Raw genomic sequence first — 26973 nt, forward strand, 5'->3', positions numbered from 1 at the left:
GTCAGCTTTCCTGGCCTATGCTTTCAACTGTGAGGTTGCCATTGGTGTAGACGCAGATATCGGCAGCGATGGCCATGGCATCACGGGCCACTTTTTCGGCGGATTTTCCGCTGTCCATCATGCCGCGGGCGGCCGCCAGTGCGAAATTTCCGCCCGAGCCGATAGCGGCTACATTGTGCTCAGGCTCCAGCACGTCGCCGGCACCGGTGATGACAAACATGTCTGCACCATCGGTGACGATCAGCATGGCCTCAAGTTTCTGCAGGTATTTATCGGTGCGCCAGTCCTTGGCCAGCTCGACACTGGCCCGTGCGAGCTGGCCAGGAGTCGCTTCAAGCTTGGTTTCCAGCCGCTCCAGCAGAGTGAAGGCGTCGGCTGTCGAGCCGGCAAAACCCGCCACCACGTCAAATCCGCCCGGTGACAGGCGGCGCACCTTGCGGGCCGTGCCTTTGATCACCGTCTGCCCCAGCGACACCTGGCCGTCGCCGGCGATGACAACCTGGCCATCCTTCTTCACACCGATGATGGTGGTGCCGTGCCAGCCGGGGAATTGATCGTCTGCCATATGTGCCTCCGCTTTATTGCCCTCTATATGGAATCATCCCACCGCCGGCACAAGAGAACGCGCAAAGTCCACTGCCGGGCAGCAGCTGTATGGCTGTCCATTGCTATGCAGTAAATGCAAATCGGGGCTGTTGAACCGGCAATTGTGAGACTCAGCCGCACATCCTACATGGGGCTCACAACCGGCACAGGGTCGGCTGTTTCTCAGAAGGACTAGCGCTATGACTACCGCAAACATCTATGCGCCGCTCGGAGCAGTCACCGTTCTCCGCGTGGTCGACGCATTGATCAACGTGAAAACTGCTCTCGTGGAATGGAACGAGACCCGTGAAACCCGCAAGGCTCTGGCACAGTTGTCGGACGCTCAGCTGGAAGACATCGGCATGAAACGCGCTGATATCTCCAAAATCTGATCCCCGATGATCCACAGTTTTGAATGAGCCGCCCGCAATCGGGCGGCTTTGTTCATTTCCGGACGCTGGTTTTATACTTGCCAGCCTGATCCGGAAGCCAGGCCTCAATTGCAGCGGTGGCGACCACATGGCGCGTTCCGGCTTCTGCATCCTCTACGTCCAGCCCGCCTTTCACTGCTCGCACGCTGGCCCGGCCCCGCGGCAAATCCTGGGCCACTAGATCGCAATCCACTGCTTCCGGTTGCTGCACGGCAACCGTCACGTCCACCCGCATTTCTCTGTGATCAATCCCGAGCTTGGAAAACAGAGTGATCGACGAATGGTGCAATGCGTCCTGCACTGCACGGCGGGCTGCTTTTGTATAGTTTTGGCCATACAGGTCATTGCCGGTGCCCATTTCCAGGATGATGCGTTTTTCATTCATTCTGCCGCCTCCATGTCAAAGGACACAACTACGGCCGCATTGGCGATCACCGTGCACCCGCTGTGGGGCTTGTCGATATTGAGCCCCCCTTCCACAACACGGATGCTGGGCTGGCCGTAAGGGAAAATCTCCAACAGCGCATTCTTGTCCACGGATTCGGGCTTCTGAACCCCGATCTCAGCGTCGATAATCATATCTTCTTTATGAAAATCAAATAGTTCCGACATGTTTACGGAATTGTGCCACAGCGCGTCCTTGATCGCGCGGCGGGCGGCTTCGGTGTAATCTTCACGCCGGAGCGATGTGCCCATGCCGAATTCCACCAATACCCGTGTCTTGGCCATAGTGCCTCCTGTACCTGTTCTGGGCGGGACGGTTGCAGGCAATGGGCGCAAAGGAAAGAGCCAGTTTGCCGTCCGCAGGCGCACCAGCGTTTGCGGGCAAAAGAAAAAGGGCTGTCCCCGCGGGGACAGCCCTTTGAAATCCGCAACAGGAATCAAAGTCAGATCGACTCTTCGATCCAGCTTTGCAGCGCTGCTTTGGGAGCGGCGCCGGCACGGTTCGAAACCACTTGGCCGTCCTTGAAAATAAACAGCGCCGGAATACCGCGCACGCCCATGGCGGCGGCCGCATTCGGGTTGTTGTCAACATCGACCTTGGCAATTTTCACCTTGCCGCCGAATTCCGCGGCCAGCTCTTCCAGAGCGGGACCGATCTGCTTACAGGGACCGCACCACTCAGCCCAGAAATCCACCACAACGGGGATATCGGAGTTCTTGACTTCTGCGTCAAAAGTGGCGTCGGTGACGGCTACGGTGGACATATGCATGTCTCCATGAGTGTGTGGCAACTGGAGTTGGAACCTAGGTACGGCTTAACCGATCGTCAAGGTTCCATCCGACGCTGCAGTGCCTTTGCCACAAGCTTTTGCGGCAGCGGCATTAGGGTGGCATTGCGGGTCCAAAGCAATGCGGTTTCGATGGCGCGGTCCGGATAAATCTGTGCCAGCGCATGGGCATAGGCCCCCATCTGCCGCAGCAGGCCTTCCGGGCATTGCTGGGGTGTTTCGGGTACAGTCACGTTGGATTTAAAATCCACCGCCAGGACTTTTTCCGGTGTTACAACCAGCCGGTCTATGATGCCATGCAAGCGCGATCCGTACAAATCAGCGGTAACGGGGACCTCCGCCAATGTGTCTGTCTGGAAAATATGAGAGAGGGCAGCGTTCTGAAGTACGCCCGAGGCCTCAACCAGCAGCTCCGCGCTGTCATTTGCATTCAGCAATAGATTTTGAGCCAATAGGGGCCATTCCTCCTGGGGGCGGCCGGGCAGATGCTCCAACAGCAGGTGCAGCCGGGAGCCGCGCGCCTTGGCCGCCTCCTCGTCCAGACCCTGATCCCCTGGCAAGGCCTTGGGTCCGCCCAGATCCGATGGGCTGAGCGCCGGCGCCGGCGCAGCATAAGGTCCTGCCGGACGGGTAAACACCTCCGGCAGAATGTGTTTCTCAACGCTTTGACCAGGCTTTTCAACCAGAGGAAGCCCGTCCCAATCACCGTGCTGCAGGCGAAGACCGGTGCCGCCTTCGATATCAAGCTCCACCGCCCCGCCGTCCCGCAAGGCGCGTTCCGCCATACGGTACCAGCTGTCGTTCATCTCACCGACGTCGCCGGCTGCGGCGACGATTAACCATTTTTCCGCTCGGGTTAGAGCCACATACAAAAGGCGCAGCCGTTCATTTTGCAGTTTCTCCTGCGCGGCTTCTCGGGCAGACAGCATCGCGGCTGGCATCTGGTCCTTGGGCAGTTTCCAGACCGGAGTGCCATCTGCCAGCATGATTTCGGCATCGCGCGGCGCCTGGCGCTTGGCGGTGTCCGGAAGGATCACGATCGGGGCCTCCAGACCTTTCGAGCCATGCACCGACATCACCCGGATCATATTGCCTGCTGCACCCATCTGGCGTTTGATCTCCAGATCATCGGTCTGCATCCAGACCAGAAACCCGGTGAGGCTGGGCACATCAGTGCGTTCATAGGCCAGTGCCTGCGACAGCAGCGCGTTGACACCGTCCTCAGCTTCCGGTCCCAGCCTGCCCAGCAGTTTCTGACGGCCGCCGTGACGGGTCAGAATGCGCTCAATCAGGTCATAGGGGCGCAGGAAGTCGGCATTGGCGCGCAGATCATTCAGCACGGCCATGGTTTCGGGAAACGCCCCTGCCCGGTCGCGCAATGCCGGCCACAGGTACATCGCCTCCCGCCGGTGCGCCAGATCGAACAGCGCTTGCTCGCTCCAGCCGAACAGTGGTGATTTCAGAGCCTCCGCCAGTGACAAAGAGTCTTCCGGCAAGGCCAGGAACCGCAACAGTGCTGCGATGTCCTTGACCGCCAGTTCGGCGCCCACCTTCAGGCGGTCGGCGCCGGCGATCGGCAGTTCTGCCTTTTTGCAGGCACGTATGATCTCCGAGAACAGATCGGACCGGCGCTGCACCAGGATCAGGAAATCACCGGCCTGCACCGGGCGGCGCTGGAAGGTGCCGCGCTCAGAGCCGTCCTCTGGGATGGTGGTGCCGGTCTCGATCATTCCCTTGATCGATTGGGCAATGCGTTCGGCCAGGATCACTGTGTGATGCCGGCTGCTGGGCCGGTCGACGGGGCTGGTCCAATCGGGATCCTCGTCATCCTCGACCTTCCCGACCACCGGCCAAAGGTCTACCCGGCCCGGCAGATCGGACTTGAAAGCGCGGTGCAGCGCGTCTTTTCGAAAACCAGCGCGGGGGCTGTCGCGGAACACCAAGTCCACCAGTTTCAGGATCGCGGCAGAGGAGCGGAAGGAGAAATCGAGCGAGGCATCTTGCAGTCCTGCCCCGGTTTCCGACAGCCTGTTCCCGAATTCCAGCTGCATCCGGTCAAAGGCATCCGGATCGGCGCCTTGGAAGGAATAGATCGACTGCTTCTTGTCGCCGACCACGAATATCGTGCGTTCGACATCCGAGCGCGCGCCCTCGCCGGCAGTGAATTCCTGCGCCAGCTTCTCGATCACGTCCCATTGCACCGGGCTGGTATCCTGCGCTTCGTCCACCAGGATGTGGTCGATGCCGCCGTCCAGCCGGTACAGCACCCAGGCCGCAACGCCGGGATCATTCAGCAGTTGCCGGGCCTTCAGGATCAGGTCGTCGAAATCGAGCCAGCCGCGCAACTGCTTGCGGCGCTCATACTCGGGCAGGAAGGCGGCAGCAAAACGGTGCAGATCGTGGCTTTTCCGGGCAGCGGTTAGGGCGATGCGCTTGGTGCGCGCATCCTCGACCCGCCGCATCAGCGGCTCCAGCTGATCCATCAGCGAAAGATGCGATTCGCGCAGCTTTTTGGTTGGGAACTTGTCCAGTTTCGCCGTAAAAGGTTCCTTGGCCCCGGGACCAGTCAGGAAAACGTTCTCCAGTGTGCCAAGGTCGGCGCGTGTGGGTTTGGTGATGCCGGCGAGCTTATCCGCGGCTTTCTGATCGGTGCTGCCGCCCTGCCCGAGCATATCGCGGGTGCGCTGCAGCAGCTCTTCCTCGCCGCCCAAAAACACCAGGGCTTCCAGCGCGGTTTCATCAAAATCTGGCGGGAGCTCAAACAGGTCCAGTAAGCTGTTCCATTCCAGCGGCCTGGAGAAATCGGCGCGGCGCTGACACACGGCTGCTGTCAGGGTTTCGAAATCGCTGTCGCTGACATGGCGTGCCAAGGCCTCCACAAGCGGTGCCTCGGTGCCTTGGGCAAAGTCTTCCATGATTTCAGCGCGCAGCATCTGGCCTGCGCGGTCATCCATTTCGGAAAACTGCGGGCTGACGCCGGCCTCCAGCGGGAAACGGCGCAGCAGCGACGAACAGAAGGAGTGAATGGTCTGGATTTTCAACCCGCCCGGCGTTTCAATCGCGCGGGCAAACAGGGTTCTGGCCTGAGCCAGGTCGTTGGGTCCGGTGCTGAGCTCTCCCAGTTCGGTCAAGGCAGTGATCAGCACTGGATCTCCCAGCATCGCCCATTCGCCCAGCCGCTTGAACAGCCGGTTCTGCATCTCGCTGGCGGCGGCCTTGGTGTAGGTCAGGCACAGGATGTGCTGCGGCTGCACGCCTTTCAGCAACAGCCGCGCAACCCGGTCAGTCAGCACTTTGGTCTTGCCTGACCCGGCATTGGCGGCCAGCCATGTAGAGGCATCAGGCCGGGCGGCACGGAATTGCGCCTCGGAGGCGGCATCACGGATGGTCATGACAGATCCTCCGGCTGCGGTGTGGCGCTGCGGTCCCATTCACCATAGCGCGCAAGGTGGTCATAGTCGCCGGCGATATCGTCACGATACACCATGCGGCGGCTCGAATAGCCTTGTTCAGGCTCGAAATAGGCCCCGATCAGAGTGTGCAGCTCGTCCCAGATCTTGGCCGGAGGTTCCGCTTCCAGCGGTGCACGTACTTCCTTCATGCTGGACCCCAGCCCGATGAACAGGGCGCGGGCCACTTCTGCCGGGCCCAGGCCGTCAAAGGCGCCTTGCTCGGCCATGGCGGCCTCGATCAGCAATTGTTTTTCGAACTTCTTCTGCTGTGCTTCGCTGGGGGGGGCACCGGTTTTGTAGTCATACAGATGCAGAAAACCGCGGTCGTCCATGTCGATACGGTCGGCGCGGCAGGCGATGGTGAAATCCAGCGGCTCCAGCCGCGCGCTGCCTTTGGCTTCAAAAGCGACCGGTTTAGCTCGCGACTGGCGTTCCTGCTCTGCCAGCACAAAATCACTGGCGATCCGGCGGATGCGGCTGTGCCACAGAATGCGCGCGACTGGCCAGGGGACGTGGCTTTCCAGCAATTCGCGGGTTTTGTCGATCAGGTGACCGGCGGTTAGCAGGGAAGGATCTGTTTGGGATTCCTTGATGAACCGTTCAAACACCTCATGCACCACAATGCCGCGCAGCAGCGCGTCCGGTTCTTGAACCAAAGGGGTCAGGGGCTTCAGCCGCAGAACATGCTTGGCATATATCGCATAGGGGTCGCGGATCAGCCGGGGAATCTCCGTAATCGTCAGGCGCCGCGGCCGCGCGGAAACCGGCGGACGCGGTGAAGGACGCGGCATCTGCGGGGCAGGGGCCGGCTCCTCCAGCGCATCCGCCCAGCCGAGCCACTGGCGGCCTTTGGCACGCATCGCGTCCAGCGCTTCACGGCCTCCCTGATCGGGCAGGCCGGACAACAGGTTGGTCAGCCGGTTCAGCCAGCGTGAGGGCACAGTGTCGGCTTCCTCTGACCGTTCGGCGCGGGTCAGCCAGACCTCGGGTGCGGCGATAGCCTGCTGGAAATCATGCGCTGACAGGCCGATGCGGCGTTCAGGCAGCAACAGGCCGGCCTGGTTGCGCAACTGTCGGTTCAGCCAGGGATCGGGGCTGGCGGCCTCCGGCCAGCTGCCTTCATTCAGACCGCCGAGGATCACCAGATCGGCGCCCTGCACCCGGGCTTCCAGCGTGCCCCATATCATTATTGAGCCATAAGGCGCATCGCGGTCGCGTACCTCGCCCTGGCTCAGCAGTGCGCCCAGGAGATCGGCAAAATCGCGCGCGGACATGTCGCCGCCATAGGGGGATTCAGCCTCGAGGTTTTCGATGCAGGCAAGCGCGGCCTGCCCGGCCTTCTTGTCCCAGAGGGTGCCCGAGCCATCTGCCTGGCTGCCTGCAGCGATGTGTTGGGCCAGTTCCCGCAGGCGCTGAACCCAGTCTACCAAAGGCAGGGTGCCGGTGATTTCCTTATCCGCGAAACAGGCGGTCAGCCATTCCACCCACCCGGGTGTCAGCTCCCGGCCGTTTTCAAACCCTGCAAAGGCTGCAGCATCTGGGAACGGCGGGCCGTTGCGGCGCAGGGAAAGCTCCAGCTCGCGGGTCTGGCGAAGGTGGCTGCCGCGGTCCGCACCATCGTGGGTCAGCGGGTGCTTCAGCAGCGTCAGCAGACTGTCGCAGGCCAGCGGTTTGCAGAACAGCCCTGCCACATGGCGCAGGAAGCGGCCCGGAGGTGACAGCTGCAAGGGCTGGCCGGCGGAATCGTCCGGCAGGATCTCCCAGCGGTCCAGAGCAGCTGAGACCTGGCGGGTCAGCATCCGGTCCGGGGTGATCAGCGCGGCGGTCTGCCCGTCCTCTGCGGCCTGGCGCAGACGCAGTGCAATGGCGAGCGCTTCGGCGCGGGGGGTGGGGGCCTCGACCAGGGTCACGTTTTCCGTGGCTGTGTCCAAACCTGTCAGATGCGGGCCTTCGCTCATCCAGGCATCGGTTACCGGGGCAGGGCGCAGGGCCAACGACACCAACCGGTTACGGGCGGGGGCTGCGGGCTGGGTCTCCGTCCAGCACTGAACATCGCTGGGTGAGAGCTCGAGATCCTTCAGCAGCCTGTGGAACCGGTATTGCGGGTGATCTTCCGAGATCATCGGATCATCCAGCCCGGCCCAGACGATTTCAGGCTGATCAAAATCGAAGCCGGGCAGCACCACCGCGCCTTGCGGCAGCCGGGCGATGGCCTGCATCAGCATCAGCGTTGTCCCGCGCGAGCCGGTGGAGCCGGCCAGGATCACTGGATGCTGCGGTGGGTTCTCCTGCCATTGGTCTATGAGGTTCAGCACCACCTGCCGCTGCCGCGCCTGGGAATCTATTGCACCCTCGTGCAGACCGGTGAACTGGTCGGCGATCCCGATAAAGGCCTGCGCGCGGGCCCAGTGACCGGACATGTCGGAAACATCCAGATCGCGGATCGCATCGGTGCTGACACCTTCGCCCTGCATCTCGTCAATCAGCGCGGCCAGGCTGTCGGACAAGTCATACAGCGACGCCCTGGAGGCGAGATCGGGCTGTGCATCCAATAGTTTTGCGATCAGCTGTGATAATTCCAGCCGCCGCCGCAGCGGGGGCAAAGCGGGCGGCAGCCCGTCCAGCGTGGCGCGCTGTGCCAGATCGGTCAGCAACAGCATACGCGGCAGCAGCATGGCGGGGCCAGTGTCAAACAGGGTGCGGACACGCCGCGCCATACGGGAGGTGTTGACGATCAGTTCAGCCCTCGCCAGCGCCTCGGGCGGCTGGTTCTGACTGCGGACGCGCATCCCATCGGTCAGAGCACGCGGGAAGTCGACACCACAGGGAAGAGCGAAGACGCGCGGTTTGGAAGTAGGTTCAAACATCATCTGCGGCTATCAGATCCTCGGCCAGTGTGATTCCCTCAGGATGGCCCACATCGCACCAGCGGCCGGGATATTCCATGGCAAACAGCCGGCCGCGTGCGGCCATCTGGTTCCATAGGAGATTCAGCGAGAACACTTGCTCGTCTACCTGATGCAAACCGTCAGTTTTGATGATTTGTACTCCGCCAAAGACCAGGTTTCCGCCGCGGTTGATGCGGCCTTCAGCATCGGCCGCGAAATCCCCGCCGCCTGTGCGGCCCACCGCATGCTCCAGCGGCACGCAGACCAGCAGCGCGTCCATCCGATCAGGATCCCAAGCATCCTGCGCCAATTTCAGCGGGTTCGGACCCTTCCATATTGCGTCAGTGTTCATAGTGAAAACCGGCCCGTCCCCCAGCAGTGGTAAAGCCTGGCGCAGCCCGCCGCCGGTGTCGAGAATCTCGGGCGTTTCGAGACTGATGAGTACCTTTTCAGGCTCTAATAGAGCTTTTAGCGGCTCTGGCTTGTAATGCAGATTTGCCACGATCCGGGCCGGCCGGATGGTTTGGGCCAATTCCAGCGCATGGGCGATAAGCGGCCGGCCCGAAACTTCGATCATCGGTTTCGGCTTGTCTAGGGTAAGTTCCCGCATACGGGTGCCGAACCCGGCGGCAAACAGCATGACGGCATCGGGGGAGCGCTGCATCAGGGCCTCAGCTTGTCCAGGTTTTCCGGAGACGGGGGGGGCAGGTTTTCACGCAGCAGCCCCGCAACTGGGGCCAGCGCAGGGTGCTCCAGCCCGCGGATGAAATGATCCCAAACCCGCGGGATCAGGTCCACGTAATGGGGTTTTCCGTATTCCAGGCTGAGCCGGGCAAATACGCCAAGGATACGCAGATTCCGCTGCACGCCCAGTACAGTATAGGCGGTGCGGAAGCCGGATTCATCCACCCCGGCGGCAGAGATATAGCGGCTGACCATTTGCATTTCGACGGCGGGCGGCACGTCGCGGCGGGCATCCTGCAGCAGCGACACCAGGTCGTACGCGCAGTGGCCGGCGCGGGCGTCCTGGAAATCCAGCAGACCTACGCGCGCCACTCCTTCGCGGTCCGGCAACCACAGCAAGTTTTCGGCGTGATAGTCACGCTGTACCAGAACAGGATCGCCTTTGACAGATTCACGCAGGATGTCTTCGAACTGATCCTCGAACCGGGTTTGCAGATCCGGGTCATGGCCGCCGAGGATGCCGTCCCGGTATTTCAGCATTGCCAGGCCGGCCATTTCCGCCATAATTCTCGGGCCATATGGTTCCAGATCCGGCATCGGGGCCTGGTGCAAAAAAACCAGGGCCTCAGTGGCCGCCTCATAAAGTTCCTGCTCCAGCGACGGTTGCCGCAGGATGGCACGGGCAAAAAGATCATCGCCCAGGTCTTCCAGCAGCAGAAAGCCATTCTCAACATCCTGCGCCAGAATCTCCGGGGCGCTGAGGCCCTGGTGACGCAGATAATTGGCAATACGGATGAAAGGGCGGACATCCTCGCCCTTTTCCGGCGGTGCGTCCATCATCACAATGGTTTTGCCATCACCGGCGGTCAGCCGTTCATAGCGCCGGTTTGATGCATCGCCGGCCAACGGACCGCGCAGCCATCCGGCATAAGACGTTGCCGCTAGAAACGCCTGGCATCGGGAATTTCGGTCAGTCATGCGCAGATGCGCTCCATCAGGGGCTGCCATTTCGCATCGCTCCAGCTGAGCGTCAGATGGCGGCGGTCTTCGTGTTCCGGGTCCAGCGCCAGCGTGAGGCGCAGGGCATGAGGCGGTGTCAGCTCCGCCAGCCGGTCGGGCCATTCCACCAGGCAGATGGCGGTCTCAAAAGCGTCAGTCAGTCCCAGCTCTTCCATCTCGTCCAGGGAGGACAGCCGGTAGAGGTCAGTGTGCCACAGCTCGCCGGCGGGCACGTCATATGTTTGCACCAGTGTGAAAGTGGGCGAGGGGACGTCTTCTGGACACTGCATCAGAGACTGAATCAAATGGCGGGCGAAATGGGTTTTGCCGGCGCCGATTACCCCCTCCAGCAACAGGCAATCGCCGGGGCGCAGGGCCCCGGCGATCTGTGCGGCCAATCGGGCCGTATCGTCCGGTGAGTTCAGCGTGCAGGACGCGGTATCTGTTGTCATGGCGCTAGAATGGCGCCGCCGCCGGTCTGCTGCAAGCCGGTTTCCGGGCTCAGGCCTGGCTGATAGCGGGGAAGCGCTGCTGGCTTTCCGGCAAGGCGACGGTTTCCGGTGCCCGGAAACTGACCATCGTGGCGCCGTTCTGGATCGCGGAAACTTTGCAGATCATGCGCGTGCCGTCACGCAATTGTACACGCGACCACCAGGGTTCGCGCCCATCGCCGCCGGCGACAAAATCGCGGATCTCGCCCCAAACCGGGGTCGGCGCGCAGGTGTCCTGCCAGACCCGGTTGGCATCCATGATCGACACTTTCGCAAAGCTGGCCTCCGGATCCATCTGCCAGAGGCTGCCATAGGCACTGTTGGAGAAGGTCATGCTGCCATCGCTGGCAAAGACTGCAATCGCCTCGTCCATCTGGTCCATGATCGACTGGCCCATCTCAAGCTCCGAGCGGAACTGGCGGGTGAGAGTGACCTCGGCAGTGATGTCTTCGAACAGGAAGGCAATGGCGCCATCCGGGTGCGGCCGGCCCGAAACCTTGTAGACGGACCCCGACGGCAGCGACCAGGTTTCCTGATAGCGGCCTTCGGCAGCGGCCTCCAGCAGGTCGGCCATCTGGTGACGCCAGCTGGAGTAGCTTTTGGGTTCCGGCATCATCCGCTGGTCGCGCAGCCGGTCAAAGAAGGTCAGCAGGTTGGGCCGCGAGCTGAGGAAATTGGCGGGCAGGGCGGTGAGGTCGATCAGCACGGGGTTGAACAACACCAGCTGGCGGTTGCGGTCAAAGATCGCCAGGCCAATCGACAGCTGGGCAAATGTCTTGGCCAGGGTCTGCACAAAATTTCTCTGGGCAACTTCGGCATCGACCACGGCGTTTACATCCACCGCATGGCACAGCCAGCCGGCCTCGGTTTCTGTGGTGGAAACGTTATACCACAGCTTCTTTTTGCTTTCCGGCAGCGGAATATAGATCCGTTCCGGCTTGCCGCTGGTCATCGGATCGTGGAGGTCAGTGAATAGAGGCTCGGCAAAATCAGCATTGCGGCCGCGGATCTTCTGGCTAAGGTCGTCATAAGCAAGGTTGGACCAAGTAACGTTGCCTTCCTCTGATTGCAGCCAGACCGGGTAGGGCGCCTGATGCACGGCGGCGCGCAGGGTAGTCAGCTCCTGGTCGAGGGATTTGTTCTGCTCTTCCAGGGTGCTGCGGCGCAGCTGCACGCGGGTGACCCCGTCGATCCATTCGCAATGCGCCTCGCGGCTTTCGGCGGAGGCGGTGCCTGAAAGCACCAGCGGACCGACATCCTTGAGGAAACTCGGAGATTGCGGCAGGCCCGGGTAGTTGCGGGCCAACTGGTCGCGCAGCATGCCCCAGTCAAAGTTCTCCGCTTGGTCTCCAATGAATTTGCGTGCGCCCGAAGACCAGCCGATCAAGCTGTTCTCGTCAAACAGGAACACGGCATCAGTGCGGCCGTCGCCGGCCAGCAGATCATGTTCCATGCCATTGCGGCGCGGATCGGGTGACAGCCACCAGACCGCCGCAGCCGCGGTTGCAGCGCAAAGCGCTGCCAGTACAAACCATTCGATCGAAGCGAAGTCCTGCATGTCGTCCTGCCCAGTTCAGCTCTCGTTTACCCGCATGGTTCCCTAATAATAGTTAAGTGAAGTTTAATTGGTTGCCCAAAAGTGAATAATTAAATTTCTAAAGGTTTATTTTTCCCAATGACAGGGCCGCCGTCCGCCATGGCGTCGATTTTTCGTCGCGGCCATGCGACTTCGACCACGGCGCCGCGCCGTTCTCGGTAGGGGCTGAGGGTCTGGAAGGGGTCCGCGCCATTAGCGAATCTCAGCTGTGCGCCGGTGCGCTGCAGCAGCGTCTTGGCAATAAACAGACCCAAGCCCATGCCTTCGTATTCGGGCCGCTGCTTCAGCTCGCTTTCGCCCCGGCGGCGGCGCACAAACGGATCGCCGATTCGACCCAGCAGATGCGGAGGGAATCCTTGGCCATCATCGCAGATCCTCAGAATGATCCAGTCGTGGTTCCAAGCGGCATCGATCCAGACTGTGGAGTGGGAGAAATCCACTGCATTCTGCACCAGATTGCGCAGCCCGTGGATGATCTCGGGCTTGCGCATCACCGTCGGCTGCTGGAAGTCACCTCCCTCCAGCGGTTCCTCATGGTAGATGACGGATTTTCCGCGGTTCATATGCGGCTCTGCGGCTTCGGTAACCAGGGTTGAAAAGGGCGCTTGCCGTAAATGCAAATCGTCATTTCCGGCCCGGCCCATGCTGCGCAGGATATCGCGGCAGCGGTCGGCTTGGTCCCGTATCAGCGCGGCATCTTCGCGCAGTTCGGGGCGGTCGTCCAACTCCTCGATCAGCTCGGCACTAGCGAGTTTGATAGTGGCGAGCGGTGTGCCCAGCTCATGCGCCGCCGCCGCCACCACGCCGCCCAGATCGGTCAGCTTTTGCTCGCGCGACAGCGCCAGCTGGGTAGCGCTCAGCGCATCCGACATAGAGCGCATTTCGTTGCTGACCCGGAAGGAATAGGCGCCGATGAACAGAATGGCGATCACGATGGCGATCCAATTGCCGAAGATGAACACATCGGGAATGCGCAGGATAAAACCTTGTTCAGTGCGCAGCGGCAGGTGGAACTCCGCCATCAGGGTAACGAGAATGACAGCGGTGGCGCCAATGATCAGCGTGGAGCGCAGCCCCATGACGGCGGCGGAAATGGTCACCGGCCCCAGCACCAGCAAGGCAAACGGGTTGTTCAGCCCGCCGGTCAGATACACGAGGAAAGCCAGCTGCAGCAGATCGAACAGCACCATCAGAAAGTTCTCGAACTCGGTCAGGCGTTTGTTTTCCGGGAAAGCGAAGATGGCGATCAGATTGCCGGCGGCTGAAATGCCGATGGCCAAGTAACAAAGACCCAGCTCCAACTGCAGGTTAAATCGGTGCTGCGCCACGGCAATGGCGGTGATTTGCCCGGCAATGGCCACCCAGCGCAGCAGGATCAGGGTCCGCAGGCGGATCCAATGGCTGTGTTCCTGGCCCTTCATCAGCTTGAAGATGCGATCGCTCATAAGGTTCATTGCTCCCGCAGATGTGACGCCGTGCGCCAGTTGCATCGGCTGTAATTCTTGATAGGTCTGGCACCGCAAACGATCAACAACCCTTCCCTGACGAAAAGTGTGATCTCATGACCCGCGCCTATGCTCTTCTTGCTGCTGCTTTTGTTGCTGCCCTTGTGGGCGGTGCCTGGTTTATGACCCGCGGGGGCGGCAGCGGCGACAAATTCGCACAGTGCCGCAGCAGCCAGATTGCCGGCGGCACCGATACCATCGGCGGGGCATTCGAACTGGTCAATGCCAAGGGCGAGACGGTCACCGACAAGGATGTGATCACCGAACCGTCTATTGTTTACTTCGGTTACACCTTCTGTCCGGATGTCTGCCCGATGGATTCGGCCCGCAACGCGGATGCGGTAGATGTGCTGGCAGAGCGCGGCATCAGTGTGACGCCGGTGTTTATTTCAATCGACCCGGACCGCGATACCCCTGAAGCGGTTGGCGATTTCGCTGAAAATCTGCATGAAAAGATGATCGGGCTGACCGGGTCCTTGGATCAGGTGAAAGCTGCCAGCAAGGCCTACAAGACCTACTTCAAGAAGAACGAAGGAGACGAGGATTACTACCTCGTCGACCATTCGACCTTCTCCTATCTTGTACTGCCGGAGGACGGCTTTGTGGAATTCTTCCGCCGCGATGAATCGGCACAGCAGATGGCCGACAAGACCGCCTGTTTCATCGAAAAAATCTGAGGCAGGATAGCTGTTTGACCTTTTCCCCTGCCCGGACATATTCTTGCGCGAACAGATAATAACTTCGCGGAGGACCGGGCATGGCCGAAACTGCTCTGCAGGACATTGGACCCGACAAGACACTGCTGCTGGTCGATGACGACGAGCCGTTTCTGCGGCGTCTGGCCAAGGCAATGGAAAAACGCGGCTTCACGGTGGAGACCGCAGGGTCGGTTGCCGCAGGCAGTGCCATTGCAACGGCGCGCCCGCCGGCCTTTGCGGTTGTTGACCTGCGGCTGGAAGACGGCAATGGTCTGGATGTAGTCGAGGTGCTGCGGGAGAAGCGGCCGGACAGCCGGATTGTAGTTCTGACCGGCTATGGCGCAATTGCCACGGCGGTTGCGGCGGTCAAAATCGGCGCGACGGATTATCTGTCCAAGCCGGCCGATGCCACCGATATTATGAACGCATTGCTGGCCAACGAGGATGTGCTGCCGCCGCCGCCGGAAAACCCGATGAGCGCCGACCGGGTGCGCTGGGAGCATATCCAGCGGATTTATGAACTGTGCGACCGCAATGTTTCGGAAACTGCAAGGCGGTTGAACATGCACCGCCGCACCCTGCAGCGGATCCTGGCCAAGCGCAGCCCGCGCTGAGCCTTAAAGCTGACCCATCAATTCCGTATGGCGGCCCAGAAACGCCATGCGGGTTTCCAGCGGCGGCCGCAGCACAATGTTCAGACCGTCGGTGACTTCTGGCTTCGGACGCCCAAAGAAGCTGCTGGCCTCTGTCTCTGAAAACCCGGCGATCTGCACCGCTTCCATCCAGGCGCTGATCTTGTCTGCCCGTTTGATGTGCGCCTTGACAGTCTTGGGCAGAGCAGCGGGCAGACCAAACCGCAGGTGAATCGCGGCCGTCAGCCGCGAGTCCAGTTCGCCATACCCTGGCCCCACCGCAGCTTTGACTGGAGAAATCATATCTCCGATCACGTATTCAGGCGCATCATGCAGCAGCGCCGCCAGCCGCCATTTCACCGGCGCCTTGGGGTTCATCCGGGTGAAAAGGTCCTCGACCAGCAGCGAATGCTCGGCCACGGAATAGGCAAAGTCGCCCATTGTCTGACCATTCCAGCGGGCAACGAATGCCAGTCCATGGGCGATGTCTTCAATTTCGATATCCACCGGTGTGGGGTCCAGCAGATCAAGGCGGCGGCCGGACAGCATACGCTGCCAGGCTCGGGCGGGTTTGGCGGGCATAGGGCTTTCCTGTCGCTGCACTCTCCCCTTTGACTACCCGCTGTGCGGCAACCGGGCAATGCTGGCCGGGTTTGGCTGCCGGATGTCTGAACACAAGCAAAAACGGAGTGTTTATGCCTTGTGAATTTGAAACGGGCACCGCGCGGCCCAATATTATAGGAAGACAAGGGGCACCGCCCCCTCTCTGGGGCAACCCCTTTTCCTGACGTGACACGCAATGGAAAGGAGTTTGTCATGTTTAAGCGTCTCCTTGGTATTTCTCTGCTTTTCGGCATGGCGGCGACGGCGCCGCCGGCATTGGCAGCCAGTTGTGGCGACCGCGAGGTCATGACCCAGAAGCTGGCTAGCGGATACTCTGAACGGCTGACCGCCGGCGGATTGCAGAAAAGCCGTCCCGAGGCCACTGTGATCGAGGTCTGGTCGTCGGATGAAACCGGAACTTTTACGGTTCTGGTCACACATGCGAATGGGGTCAGCTGCGTTGTTGCAACCGGCTCCTCATTCTTCCACATTTCGGAAAATGTGCCGGACCCAGGCACGCCAAGCTGACATTGGCCGTCTGACGGGCTCCCCCCACAGCCTGCTCCACCCTGAAAAGCCAGAGCCACAGGCTCCGGCCACGGCTATCTTCGTTGAATATCAACAATTGCAGTGCTAGGCCCTGCTGCAACTGTACTCGTAACCGGAATGGAGCTGACTATGGCCGGGGATTATATCGTCAAGGACATCGCTCTGGCCGAATTCGGCCGCAAAGAGCTGGATATCGCCGAAACCGAAATGCCGGGGCTGATGTCTCTGCGCGCGGAATACGGCGAAAGCAAACCGCTAAAAGGCGCGCGTATTGTCGGCTCGCTGCATATGACCATCCAGACCGCAGTGCTGATCGAAACGCTGGTGGCGCTGGGCGCCGATGTGCGCTGGGCCTCCTGCAACATTTTTTCGACCCAGGATCATGCCGCCGCCGCGATTGCCGAGGCCGGTATCCCGGTCTTTGCCATCAAGGGCCAAAGCCTTGAGGAACATTGGGATTACCTCGATAAATCCTTCATGTTCCCGGAAGGTCCGAACCTGATCCTCGACGATGGTGGCGATGCCACCCTCTATGTGCTGCTGGGTGCGCGCGCTGAGGCCGGCGAGGACATCATTCCGGTGCCGCAGTCCGAGGAAGAAGCCGTTATCAAGGCGCAGATCCAGAAGCGCATGGAAGCCTCGCCCGGCTGGTTCACCAAGACCCGTGATGCGATCGTGGGCGTCTCCGAGGAAACCACCACCGGCGTGCATCGCCTGTATGATCTGCAAAAGAACGGCCAGCTGCCGTTCCCGGCGATCAACGTCAACGACTCGGTCACCAAGTCGAAGTTCGACAACAAATACGGCTGCAAGGAATCTCTGGTCGACGGCATCCGCCGCGCCACCGACACAATGATGGCCGGCAAGGTGGCCGTGGTCTGCGGTTACGGCGATGTTGGCAAAGGCTCTGCCGCCTCCCTGCGTGGTGCCGGCGCCCGGGTGAAGGTCACCGAGGCTGATCCCATTTGCGCTCTGCAGGCCGCCATGGACGGCTTTGAAGTGGTGCTCTTGGAGGACGAAGTTTCCTCCGCTGACATTTTCATAACCACCACCGGCAACAAGGACGTGATCCGCATCGAGCATATGCGCGAGATGAAGGACATGGCCATCGTTGGTAACATCGGCCACTTCGACAACGAGATCCAGGTTGCTGCGCTGAAGAACCACAAGTGGACCAACATCAAAGAACAGGTGGACATGATCGAGATGCCTTCGGGCAACCGCATGATTCTGCTGTCCGAAGGCCGCCTGTTGAACCTCGGCAACGCCACCGGCCACCCATCGTTTGTGATGTCGGCCTCCTTCACCAACCAGGTGCTGGCCCAGATCGAACTGTGGACCCGGGGTGATCACTACAACAATGACGTCTACATCCTGCCCAAGCATCTGGACGAGAAAGTCGCCCGCCTGCACCTGGGCCGCATCGGTGTCAAGCTGACGGAGCTGAGCGCTGAGCAGGCCGCCTATATCGGCGTTAAGCCGGAAGGCCCGTTCAAGCCGGAACACTACCGCTACTAAATCCGGTTACCGCATTAGATTGAACGGCCTCGCCAAATGGCGGGGCCTTTTTCCATTTCAGGTTTGCCTGCACAGGGACCCGGCCTTCCAAGCGTCAGGAGAACTGTCAGACGATCAAATTTATACACGTGAATGTTTCGAGAAATCTCGTTTGTGACGGAACGGATTTCGGGAAGGCTGCGTTGTTCCAGCATCAACAACTTAATGCTGAGGAGATATTCCCATGAAGACCGAAATGAAGTCGAGCGCCCGTATGATGTTGACCGCCGCTGCTGCTGCGCTCATTGCAGGCGCCGGGCACGCGGCCGGCAGCGGTGTTTCTTCAGGCGTTGAAGCGGAGATGGTCATTGCGGCCAATGACGACAGTTCTGTTGGCGCATCTGCCGGTGTCGATACGTCTCCGTCCCGCGGAAACGAAGGGGACGGCACCGTCCTTGAAGAGGTGGGCGACGCCGAGACTGTCACGGAAACCAGCGATGGTGATCCCGCTGGCGCATCCGCCGGGGTTGATCAGTCGCCGTCGCGTGACGGGGGCGAAGGCACTGAGCCGGTCGCTGGCACGAATATCAGCGAGACCGCAGAATCAACCAACTCTCCGTCGCTTCCCGCAGCCGAAGGTGAAATGAAGCTGCGCGCCATGACCGTTGGCGATCTTGTCGGCAAGAATGTGCTGAGCGCATCTGACGCTGACGTTGGTGAAATCGACTATGTGGTCGTTCACGACAACAAGCTTTCCGGCGTGGTCGGAGTCGGCGGATTTCTTGGCTTGGGGGAACATTCGGTTGCTATTCCCCTGTCCGATTTCGAGGTGACCAAAAACGGCCAGCTGCGGCTGACCGCGCAGTCCGAAGCACAGTTGAAAGCGATGCCGGAAATTGACGAAAGCGCAATTGAACCGGTGAAGAGCGAAGTCGTTCTCGGTGACTACATGTAAAGAAACTGTGGGGGCGTCTCTTGGTGAGGCGCCCCTTCCCGCAGCCGAGATCAGGTTCTGTGCCGCTGAAGCCGGTCGTGAACGGAGACACGTATAAGGATAAATTGGCGATCATCCCGGTCTTAGGTAGCAAATGAACCAAGGCTTGATTTGGAAGTGAATGAGGAACCTAATCGCAGCGGAAAGCGCCGCGTCGGGGTCGTGCTTCTCAAGCGCGGCGGCCGGACAGTGACTCGACCCTTCCTGAAAGAAGTCCAAGGCGTGGATTTCTCGTAGGGGAGGATTGCTCCCGGCTCCGTCATCCCGGCCGATGAGGCTGCCCATTGGGACCTTATGGAGGCGGACTTCGACTTACAAAGAATTATTCATTCAAAGGGATACAGTTTGAATGGAACTCATATCAATCCTGCCGAGAGCGTCTTCTAGCTGCTTACACGGATGATAGCTGCTTAGACGGATGACCGGCTGAAAAGTGGAGAAAAGGTATCCCGGCACTTATGCTGCCCATGCCGCGTGGCTTGAGGATCAACGGGCGCAAAGCAATGGCCGCCTATCAGATCGCCTGATCGGCAGGGTGCTTGCCACGCCATTCAGCAGGGCGTGGAAGGGGTAATGGCAACGACGCGCAGCGTGAGGGCGTCGCCCGCAGCTCAGACACAGATGCCCACGCGTTTCCTCGCAATGCAGGCAAGTTTTTGGCGTTGGGCGTGCCGCAACGGCTGAACCACCTTGAACACCACTGAGTTGCGCAACGCGTTGTCAGAGTTGTCGTGTCCGCGTTCGGCCATGATACGCTCCGCCAACTCCCCATAAACATCGAGATGGCGGGCGCAAATTTCGGCGATTTCACCCTTCTTGAAGAACCCGTGGCTGACCAAGTAGCGGGCCCGCTGCCGTTCTGGAGCGGCGAACGCTTCCATCGTCGCATTGAAATGGGCAAGATTATGCTTGGCTTGTGCGATCTGCGCCTCATGCGCCTTGCTCCGGGCAAGTTTCTCGGTGCGTTTCTGTGTCAGCGTTTGGATGATCAACGATTCCGTCATGCCGATATTGGAACCGGCACGAAGCCGTCAATCCAGTCGGTAGTTTGGAGCATTTGCTATCTAAGACCGCATCACCCGAGCGCGGGTGCTTTTAAATTAGCTTGCATTGTCTGAGTAAATGCTTTGCGGAATCATCCCAGTGCAGCCTACACCTAAGATACCGGCCAGGACGGCCAGGTACCAGATTTTCAAACGCGTGTGGTGGATAGTGGAGCACGCGGGGTGGAAGGGAAGGTCCTGATTGTCCTCAGGTCCTTCCCTTTTTCAATTCAGAACAGGCTCAGCACCAGGCCAGAAACTGCGCAAGCCAGTGTCGCATAGCCGCCATCAATCAGCGTCAGCTTCATTGGCCGCATTCCATACATGTTGTTCAACGCAATCCAAGGGCTGATGAAAAACAAGCCGATGCCGGCGCCGCCAACCAGGCCCGCGCCAAGGGTCTCAACGCCGGACAGAGTGAAAACATGGCGCATCATGCCAACAACGATCAGTTGCAGCACAAAAGCCAACGCAAAGATCGCCGGGCTTTGACCGCCTTTCGGCTTACCGTCTTTATTACATTCGACACCGGCAGCTTCAGTCCACGGTTTGGCGAGGGCGCTGTAATACCCGGCCCCCAGCGCAAAAGCCGCCGCAGCCGCCACGACCACACTCAGAAATTCCATGCTGCTCTCCTCACTGCTTACAGCTGCTAAGGGAGCAGAATGGCAGCTCAGCCGGGATCTGTCTGCCCCAGCGCGCAGATGGCGGTCCACTCCAGTTCGCTCACCGGCTGCACCGAGAGGCGGGAATTCCTGACCAGCACCATCTCCTCCAGCTGCGGGTCCGCTTTGATCTGGTCCAGACTGACGGGGGTCACGAAGCTGCGCACCGCCTTGATGTCGACGCATTCCCAGCGGTCGTCCTCGCTGGTGCTGTCCGGATGCGCCTCGGCGCAGACCTCGACGATGCCGACCACCGATTTTTCCTTCTGCGAATGATAGAAGAAGCCGCGGTCGCCGATCTTCATGTCGCGCATGAAGTTGCGCGCCTGGTAATTGCGCACGCCGTCCCATTCCTCGCCTGCTTCGCCCTTGGCCTGCTGGTCGTCCCAGCTCCAAGTCGAGGGTTCGGATTTGAACAGCCAGTAACGCATCAGCCGATGACCTTCTTCCAAGTGATCAATTCGACAGCTTCAAACAGGCCCGCCTTGTTGTAGGGATCATTTTCTGCCCAGGCTTCGCCGGCTGCCATGTCTTCGACGTCCAGGATAACCAGGGAACCGGCCATATTGCCATCCTGATCCAGCAGCGGACCCGCCTGTGCCACGGCGCCGGTGTCGTTGATATAAGCCAAATGCGCGTCCCGGTTATCGAGGCGGGTTTGCAGGTGATCTGGTTTGTCGCGGGCGATTAATGCGATGAGCATTTTATTCCTCTTTTAACGGCCTTTTAAGCAAATGTGCCGCCGCTTCGCCAATCGTCAAGCGCTGATCGAGCAAATTGGTTACCGTGATTGTGACCGGCATGTCCAAATTCATCCTTCGGGACTGTTCTGCGACGGCCCGCGCTGTGGCCGCGCCTTCCACCGTGATGCTGGAATCAAACTCTTCCCCCCGACCGATGGAAAGCCCAAGACGGTAGTTGCGGGATAGGTCGGAACTGCAGGTCAGCGCCAGATCACCAAAGCCGGACAGCCCGGCCAACGTCTCTGCTTTTGCACCGCAGGCCAGCGCCATCCGCTGCATTTCGGCATAGCCTCGGGTCATCAGTGCCGCGCGGGCACTGTCACCCAGTCCGGCGCCGATCACCGCGCCGCAGGCGATCGCCATCACGTTCTTCAAAGCGCCGCCAATCTCGGCTCCGATGGTGTCCGTGGTGCGGTAAAGGCGCAGGTTGGCTGTCGTTAGTTGTTCCTGAAGCTCCTTGCCCCGATCCGCCTCGCCGCAGGCCAAGGTCAGGGCGGTCGGCAGGCCGCGGGCTATGTCCGCAGCAAAGCTCGGTCCTGTCAGCAATGCCGCAGCGGCTTGGGGGAGGACCTCCTGAATGACGGCAATGGGTCCTAGGCCGGTGTCCAGTTCGATGCCCTTGCAGCAGGCAACAAGCGTCTTTCCGGCCAAGTGATCCTTATGCTCTTGCAGCGCGCGACGCAGCGTTTGCATGGGAACAGCCAACAGCAGCACGCGGGAATCGCAGGCTTCGGCAATATCCGCAGTGACGGAGAGGTTGTCCGGCAGCGCCACACCAGGCAGGCGGGTCCCGTTGCGGCGGCTGTCCTGCATCGCCTGAGCCTTTACGGCATTGCGTGCCCACAGGGTCACCGGTCCGTTGCCTGCCAGGGAAATGGCCAAAGCGGTGCCAAAGGCGCCGGATCCCAACACCGAAATGCTCATGCTTTAGCCCCCTTGCGGCCCGATCCGATCAACGCAGGGCTGCTTTGATCCAGCGGCCAGCGGGGGCGGGCGGTCAGGTCAAGTTCATCGCGCGCGCCTGACTTGAAACGCTCCAGACCGGCATAGGCGATCATCGCCGCATTATCTGTGCAGAGCCGCAACGGAGGGGCAGTGAAAGCCGCTCCAGCCTCGGCACAAACAATCTCTAACGCGGTGCGAATAGCAGTATTTGCCGCCACCCCGCCGGCGACAGCCACAGTTGGCCGGGCTGGCTGCTCCTCCAAATACAAGCGGATTGCCCGGCGGGTTTTCTCGGCCAGCGTATCAACCACGGCGGCCTGGAACCCGGCACAGAGATCGGCGCGGTCCTGGCGGGTGAGGCCGCCTTTTTCTGCCGCGATCTGATCCCGCATCCGCATCAGTGCGGTCTTCAGGCCGGAGAATGACAGGTTGCAATCCGGCCGGTCCAGCAGCGGCCGCGGAAAGCGGAACCGCTCGGGATCGCCGCTTTCAGCCTCCGCCTGCACCGCGGGTCCGCCTGGTTGCGGAAGGCCCAGAAGGCGGGCGGTTTTGTCAAACGCTTCGCCCGGAGCGTCGTCGATGGTACCACCGAGGCGGGTGAAATCCTCAGGTCCGCGCACCAGCAAGTATTGGCAGTGACCGCCAGAGACCAGCAGCATCAGGTAAGGGTAGGCGGTCCCGTCGGTCAGCCGCGGCGTAAGCGCGTGGCCGGCCAGGTGGTTCACGCCCACGAGCGGCAGGCCGGTGGCGGCGGCAATCCCCTTGGCGCACATGACGCCTGACATCACCCCGCCGATCAGCCCGGGACCTGCGGTGACCGCAACTGCATCCATGTCTTTCAAGGCCAGCCCAGAATCAGCCAGCGCATCACGCACGCAAATATCCAGTTTCTCGGCATGGGCGCGGGCGGCGATCTCAGGCACCACGCCGCCAAAGGCGCTGTGCAGCTCGGTCTGGCCGAACACGACTGATGACAGAATTTCAGGCCGCGCGCCCTCCGGTTGCCGAACCACGGCGGCGGCGGTGTCGTCACAGCTGCTCTCCAGGCCTAGAATGGTCAGAGTCTTTGTCATGGCCTTACCGTTGCATCGCGTTGCCGCCGGGGCTACCACCTAAGCGGCTTGCAAACAATCCCGGGAGCCCCTTGATGGTGCCTTTGCTGATGACTCGCCCGCTGGCAGCGGCAGAGCGGTTTGTGGCCGGACTGCCTCAAGGGGCACGTGCTGGGCTGCAAGTGATCTATGCACCGCTGATGCAGATCCGGCCGATACAGGCAATGGTCAGCCTGGACGGCGTGAAAGGCGTGATATTCACTTCGGCCAACGGGGTGGAAGCCGCTTCACGTGAAACTGCAGTCCGCCTGCCGGCTTTTTGTGTCGGCGAGCGCACCGCCGTGGCTGCGGTGAACGCCGGCTGGCAGGTGCTCAGCCTTGGGCAATGCGCGGATGAATTGGTCGGGAGGCTGCTGCAAAAGCCGCCGAAAGCACCGCTGTTGCATCTTCGGGGCGCCCATGCCCGGGGCGGGATTGCGCAACGGCTTACCGATGGCGGTATCCCCTGCAGTGCGCAAATTGTGTACGATCAGGTTCTTCTACCGTTGTCAGAGGAGGCGCAAGCTGTGCTTTCTGCGCAAATGGATGTGATCGTGCCGCTTTTCTCACCCAGAACAGCGTGTCATTTTGCCAGTCTGTGCAGGGATGCTGCGTATTTGCATCTGATTGCGCTGAGCGGGGATGTTGCTGAGCCTTTGAAAAGCTTGAATTGCAAGGTGTTGCGCGTAAGTAAGGAGCCAAGTGCCGGAGCCATGGCGGAGGCGGTTCTTGATGCCGCAGCACAGCTGTCGCGGCTTGAGGGCAAGGGGCGCGCAGAGTAGGGTCCGGCGTGTTCGCAGAAATGCATTTTAGGAATCGAGGGGGTGGCCGGCGTGGCTGACAAGAAAAATCCGGAAGACGTGATTGAGCCTGGCCCCGGTGACACCCAGCGGGTTGAGAACACTGCGGAGGCGCATGAACAGGATGTGCCTGACGATAGCGCCGCGGGGGCGGTTGACGGGTCTAAGGACGTTGAGTCGCCAGTTTCCGAGACCGAGACCGAGACCGAGACCGAGACCGAGACCGAGACCGAGACCGAGACCGAGACCGAGACCGAGACCGAGACTTCTGATTGGGAGGCGGCTGCGGAAGAGAATGCTGCCGTTGAACCGGTGGAACCAGGTGCTCACGCAGAGCCGCCCCGCGAAATCGAACGGGTGGTGGAGAAGCGCGGCGGCTTCGGTTCAGCCGTGCTGGGCGGCGCCGTGGCTGCGGTCATTGGGTTTATTGCCGGCCAGGGCAGCTGGCTTGACAGCGTTCTGCCGGCTTCGCTGCAAAATCAGGGCACAGACCTGACGGCTCTGGAAGCCGGCCAGTCGGACCTGCGGGTGTCTCTGGCCGCATTGAAGCAGCAGGTTGAGGCCAGCCAGCCCTCGGACCTGTCGCCCCTTGCTGCGCAGATCGAAGCCCTTGCCGCAGACATAGAGCCGCTGAAATCCGCACAGGCACAGGCACAGGATACGGCGATACGTGAAGATCTGGAGGCATTGGCCGCCCGTGTTGCAGCGTTGGAAACCCGGCCGCCGGAAGGTGCCTCTCCTGAAGCTGTGACTGCATTTGAAACAGAGCTGGGCAAGCTGCGGGACAGCCTTGCGGCGCAGCGTTCGGAGGTCGAACAGATGCTGGCCGACGCTCAGGCGATGGATGCAGCGAGTGCCGAGGCCGCTCGGATTGCGAGCGCACAGACGCAACTGGCGCAGCTGCGCTCGGCCTTGGATAACGGAAACAGTTATGCCGCCAGCGTTCAGGAGCTTGAGGGTCTGGGTGTTGATGTTCCGGAGGCCTTGTCCGGACCGGCAGAGAGCGGAGTTGCTTCGCTATCTGCATTGCGGGACAGATTTGTTCCGGCAGCACGCGAGGCACTGGCCTCCGCCCGGGAGGACACAAAGCCAGGCAGTGGCCTGCTTGATTACGTGAACCGCCATCTGGGTGCCCGCTCTGTCACCCCGCGCGAAGGGGACGACGCGGATGCAGTTCTGTCCCGTGCCGAAGCGGCCGTGGCAGCGGGCAAGCTGCAGGACGCACTGGCAGAGTTATCTGCCCTGCCGGCTTCTGCCCGAACTGCCCTGTCCAGCTGGGAAGCCGCTGCAAGTGAGCGGGTGGCAGCGGTGAATGCTGCCACTGATCTGGCCCAAAGCCTGCAAGCCAAATAAGGAAGCCGCCATGCTCTGGTCGTTGTTGAAGATCCTCGTTTTCGTCGCGATTGTCGCGCTTCTGGCATTTGGCGCGGATCTGCTAATGGACACTGGCGGCGGGGTGCAGATCACCGTTGCCGGCACTGAATATACTCTGGGTGCGCTGCAGTCGGTCATTGCGCTGGGTGTGCTGGTCTTTGGTGTCTGGCTGTTCCTCAAGCTGCTGTCGCTGCTGGTTGCCACGCTGCACTTCTTGAACGGCGATGAGACCGCCTTGTCGCGGTACTGGGACAAGGGGCGCGAGCGCAAAGGTTATCAAGCGCTGGCCGATGGTCTGATGGCGCTGGCCTCCGGCGAGGGGCGTTTGGCCCTGGCCAAGGCGGCGCGGGCCGAGAAATACCTGCAAAAGCCGGACCTGACCGATCTGCTGGTGGCACAGGCTGCAGAGATGAGCGGCGACACCCGCAAGGCAGCTGAAGCCTACAAGCGGCTGCTGTCGAACCAGCCCACTCGTTTTGTCGGTGTGCGTGGAATCATGAAGCAGAAACTGTCCGAAGGCGATACAGAGACAGCCCTACAGCTGGCCGAGAAAGCGCTGTCTCTGCGTCCCAAACATGAAGAAGTGCAGGACACTTTGTTGCGCCTGCAGGCGCAGGCCGAGGATTGGGCTGGTGCCCGAAAGACACTCTCCACAAAGCTCAAGACTGGCACCCTGCCGCGCGATGTCTTCAAGCGCCGCGATGCGGTGCTGGCGCTTTCGGCTTCCAAGGGAGTCTTGGATGAAGGCGCAACGGTTGAGCAGCAGGAACAGGCAATCGAGGCCAACCGGTTGTCGCCTGACCTTGTGCCGGCCGCGGCTATGGCCGCCCGTGCCTATATCTCCAAGGGCAAAAAACGCCCCGCAGCCCGGCTGCTGAGGAAGACCTGGGAGAGCCAGCCGCATCCGGATCTGGCCCATGCTTTTGCCGAAATTGAGCCGGAGGAAAGCGCCGCGGAGCGCGTCAAGCGCTTTGAGCAGTTGGCCCGCCTCAAACCGCAGGATGACGAGACCCGGCTGGTGATGGCTGAGCTTAACATCGTCGCCGAAGACTTCCCTGAAGCCCGCCGGTGGCTGAATGACCTTGCCGTCCGCGCGCCCGACGCCCGCGGATTGACGCTGATGGCTGCAATCGAGCGCGGCGAAGGTGCCAGTGACAAGATTGTTCAGGGCTGGCTGGCCAAGGCTTTGACTGCCCCGCGCGGGCCGCAGTGGGGCTGCGACAGCTGCAATCACATCCACGCGGAATGGGCACCGGTTTGCGAGCATTGCGCCAGTTTTGACACTCTGTCCTGGAAACGGCCGGAAACTCCGGAAGTGGCCAGTCTTGCAGCAGCACATATGTTGCCGCTGATTACTGGTGCGCTGGAAGATAAGGCATCAGAAACGGTGGAAGAGGCTGAGATTCTGGAGCCTGATCAGGAGCAGGCTCCACAGAACCCGGTCAAAGAGACGAGCTGACGCTGGTTTGATAACA

Annotated in this window: 28 protein-coding genes; 10 read left to right on the plus strand and 18 right to left on the minus strand. The window is 60.9% G+C overall.

The annotated features are described in order from the left end of the window. Position 1 precedes the first annotated feature (1 nt). Positions 2–565: an ATP-dependent protease subunit HslV gene (gene hslV / locus METH_RS19305; protein WP_024092158.1), complete on the minus strand. Its 564-nt coding sequence runs from the start codon at positions 563–565 to the stop codon at positions 2–4. Positions 566–785: 220 nt separating this feature from the next. On the opposite strand from hslV, the gene METH_RS19310 reads away from it, so the two are divergent. Further along, on the plus strand, positions 786–977 hold the full coding sequence (locus tag METH_RS19310; protein WP_024092159.1) for a DUF1127 domain-containing protein: 192 nt from the start codon (positions 786–788) through the stop codon (positions 975–977). A gap of 52 nt (positions 978–1029) precedes the next feature. Here METH_RS19310 and METH_RS19315 read toward each other — a convergent pair whose 3' ends face one another. From METH_RS19315 to regB, 10 genes are all read right to left on the minus strand, one after another. Continuing rightward, positions 1030–1401 carry a Lin0512 family protein gene (locus METH_RS19315; protein ID WP_024092160.1) on the minus strand — a complete coding sequence of 124 codons (372 nt, stop codon included), beginning with the start codon at positions 1399–1401 and terminating at the stop codon, positions 1030–1032. Beyond that, positions 1398–1745, minus strand: coding sequence for a Lin0512 family protein (locus METH_RS19320; RefSeq protein ID WP_024092161.1), 348 nt, complete (start codon positions 1743–1745; stop codon positions 1398–1400). Before METH_RS19320 ends, METH_RS19315 begins: the two co-directional genes overlap by 4 nt. A 158-nt stretch (positions 1746–1903) precedes the next feature. Then, positions 1904–2224, minus strand: coding sequence for a thioredoxin (trxA, locus tag METH_RS19325; RefSeq protein ID WP_024092162.1), 321 nt, complete (start codon positions 2222–2224; stop codon positions 1904–1906). Positions 2225–2286: 62 nt separating this feature from the next. Beyond that, a complete protein-coding gene (gene addA, locus METH_RS19330; RefSeq protein ID WP_024092163.1) occupies positions 2287–5640 on the minus strand; it encodes a double-strand break repair helicase AddA in 3354 nt (1117 codons plus the stop codon). After that, positions 5637–8570 carry a double-strand break repair protein AddB gene (gene addB, locus METH_RS19335; RefSeq protein WP_024092164.1) on the minus strand — a complete coding sequence of 978 codons (2934 nt, stop codon included), beginning with the start codon at positions 8568–8570 and terminating at the stop codon, positions 5637–5639. The genes addA and addB overlap by 4 nt, the downstream gene beginning before the upstream one ends. Next, entirely contained in the window at positions 8560–9228 is a 669-nt protein-coding gene (locus METH_RS19340) for a nucleotidyltransferase family protein (protein ID WP_044008760.1), read from the minus strand. The genes addB and METH_RS19340 overlap by 11 nt, the downstream gene beginning before the upstream one ends. A 23-nt stretch (positions 9229–9251) precedes the next feature. Next, a complete protein-coding gene (locus tag METH_RS19345; protein WP_024092166.1) occupies positions 9252–10250 on the minus strand; it encodes an aminoglycoside phosphotransferase family protein in 999 nt (332 codons plus the stop codon). After that, a complete protein-coding gene (gene tsaE / locus METH_RS19350; RefSeq protein ID WP_024092167.1) occupies positions 10247–10723 on the minus strand; it encodes a tRNA (adenosine(37)-N6)-threonylcarbamoyltransferase complex ATPase subunit type 1 TsaE in 477 nt (158 codons plus the stop codon). The genes METH_RS19345 and tsaE overlap by 4 nt, the downstream gene beginning before the upstream one ends. A gap of 49 nt (positions 10724–10772) precedes the next feature. Next, on the minus strand, positions 10773–12320 hold the full coding sequence (locus tag METH_RS19355; RefSeq protein WP_024092168.1) for a PAS-domain containing protein: 1548 nt from the start codon (positions 12318–12320) through the stop codon (positions 10773–10775). Positions 12321–12409: 89 nt separating this feature from the next. Beyond that, the gene (gene regB / locus METH_RS19360; RefSeq protein WP_024092169.1) at positions 12410–13804 is read right to left on the minus strand and encodes a sensor histidine kinase RegB; all 1395 of its coding nucleotides are present in this window, start codon (positions 13802–13804) and stop codon (positions 12410–12412) included. Between the two features lie 116 nt (positions 13805–13920). On the opposite strand from regB, the gene METH_RS19365 reads away from it, so the two are divergent. Both METH_RS19365 and METH_RS19370 read left to right on the plus strand, forming a co-directional pair. Continuing rightward, positions 13921–14541 (plus strand): SCO family protein, encoded by a 621-nt coding sequence (locus METH_RS19365; RefSeq protein ID WP_024092170.1) that lies wholly within the window; start codon positions 13921–13923, stop codon positions 14539–14541. An 80-nt stretch (positions 14542–14621) separates the two neighbouring features. Continuing rightward, positions 14622–15176, plus strand: a complete 555-nt coding sequence (locus tag METH_RS19370; protein ID WP_024092171.1) for an ActR/PrrA/RegA family redox response regulator transcription factor — start codon at positions 14622–14624, stop codon at positions 15174–15176. Between the two features lie 3 nt (positions 15177–15179). Here the strand turns inward: METH_RS19370 and METH_RS19375 are convergent, their stop codons facing one another. Next, positions 15180–15776, minus strand: a complete 597-nt coding sequence (locus METH_RS19375) for an HD domain-containing protein (protein ID WP_024092172.1) — start codon at positions 15774–15776, stop codon at positions 15180–15182. 234 nt (positions 15777–16010) lie between these two features. On the opposite strand from METH_RS19375, the gene METH_RS19380 reads away from it, so the two are divergent. The 4 genes from METH_RS19380 (at position 16011) to METH_RS25485 (ending at position 19224) form a co-directional block, all read left to right on the plus strand. Further along, positions 16011–16325, plus strand: coding sequence for a hypothetical protein (locus METH_RS19380; protein WP_024092173.1), 315 nt, complete (start codon positions 16011–16013; stop codon positions 16323–16325). A gap of 150 nt (positions 16326–16475) precedes the next feature. Further along, positions 16476–17864, plus strand: a complete 1389-nt coding sequence (gene ahcY, locus METH_RS19385) for an adenosylhomocysteinase (RefSeq protein WP_024092174.1) — start codon at positions 16476–16478, stop codon at positions 17862–17864. Between the two features lie 223 nt (positions 17865–18087). Then, positions 18088–18798, plus strand: a complete 711-nt coding sequence (locus METH_RS19390) for a PRC-barrel domain-containing protein (RefSeq protein WP_024092175.1) — start codon at positions 18088–18090, stop codon at positions 18796–18798. 282 nt (positions 18799–19080) lie between these two features. Continuing rightward, positions 19081–19224 carry a transposase gene (locus METH_RS25485; RefSeq protein ID WP_156927549.1) on the plus strand — a complete coding sequence of 48 codons (144 nt, stop codon included), beginning with the start codon at positions 19081–19083 and terminating at the stop codon, positions 19222–19224. 224 nt (positions 19225–19448) lie between these two features. Here the strand turns inward: METH_RS25485 and METH_RS19400 are convergent, their stop codons facing one another. The 6 genes from METH_RS19400 to tsaD all read right to left on the minus strand — a co-directional run bounded on the left by METH_RS19400 (position 19449) and on the right by tsaD (position 23306). Continuing rightward, a complete protein-coding gene (locus METH_RS19400; RefSeq protein WP_024092177.1) occupies positions 19449–19841 on the minus strand; it encodes a hypothetical protein in 393 nt (130 codons plus the stop codon). A gap of 269 nt (positions 19842–20110) precedes the next feature. After that, positions 20111–20506 carry a DUF1761 domain-containing protein gene (locus METH_RS19405; RefSeq protein WP_024092178.1) on the minus strand — a complete coding sequence of 132 codons (396 nt, stop codon included), beginning with the start codon at positions 20504–20506 and terminating at the stop codon, positions 20111–20113. Positions 20507–20553: 47 nt separating this feature from the next. Further along, positions 20554–20976: an EVE domain-containing protein gene (locus tag METH_RS19410; protein WP_024092179.1), complete on the minus strand. Its 423-nt coding sequence runs from the start codon at positions 20974–20976 to the stop codon at positions 20554–20556. Next, positions 20976–21248 carry a YciI family protein gene (locus METH_RS19415; protein WP_024092180.1) on the minus strand — a complete coding sequence of 91 codons (273 nt, stop codon included), beginning with the start codon at positions 21246–21248 and terminating at the stop codon, positions 20976–20978. Before METH_RS19415 ends, METH_RS19410 begins: the two co-directional genes overlap by 1 nt. 1 nt (position 21249) lies before the next feature. Then, the gene (locus METH_RS19420; RefSeq protein ID WP_024092181.1) at positions 21250–22212 is read right to left on the minus strand and encodes an NAD(P)H-dependent glycerol-3-phosphate dehydrogenase; all 963 of its coding nucleotides are present in this window, start codon (positions 22210–22212) and stop codon (positions 21250–21252) included. After that, the gene (gene tsaD, locus METH_RS19425) at positions 22209–23306 is read right to left on the minus strand and encodes a tRNA (adenosine(37)-N6)-threonylcarbamoyltransferase complex transferase subunit TsaD (RefSeq protein WP_024092182.1); all 1098 of its coding nucleotides are present in this window, start codon (positions 23304–23306) and stop codon (positions 22209–22211) included. Before tsaD ends, METH_RS19420 begins: the two co-directional genes overlap by 4 nt. A gap of 89 nt (positions 23307–23395) precedes the next feature. On the opposite strand from tsaD, the gene METH_RS19430 reads away from it, so the two are divergent. Genes METH_RS19430 through METH_RS19440 form a run of 3 tightly spaced genes read left to right on the plus strand, consistent with a single transcriptional unit; the run spans position 23396 to position 26957 of the window. Next, positions 23396–24106, plus strand: a complete 711-nt coding sequence (locus METH_RS19430; RefSeq protein ID WP_342667104.1) for a uroporphyrinogen-III synthase — start codon at positions 23396–23398, stop codon at positions 24104–24106. Between the two features lie 51 nt (positions 24107–24157). Continuing rightward, the gene (locus METH_RS19435) at positions 24158–25477 is read left to right on the plus strand and encodes a COG4223 family protein (protein ID WP_024092184.1); all 1320 of its coding nucleotides are present in this window, start codon (positions 24158–24160) and stop codon (positions 25475–25477) included. 10 nt (positions 25478–25487) lie between these two features. Further along, positions 25488–26957, plus strand: coding sequence for a heme biosynthesis protein HemY (locus METH_RS19440; protein WP_024092185.1), 1470 nt, complete (start codon positions 25488–25490; stop codon positions 26955–26957). Positions 26958–26973 lie beyond the last annotated feature (16 nt).

It is taken from the genome of Leisingera methylohalidivorans DSM 14336, assembly GCF_000511355.1.
Lineage (GTDB): Bacteria > Pseudomonadota > Alphaproteobacteria > Rhodobacterales > Rhodobacteraceae > Leisingera > Leisingera methylohalidivorans.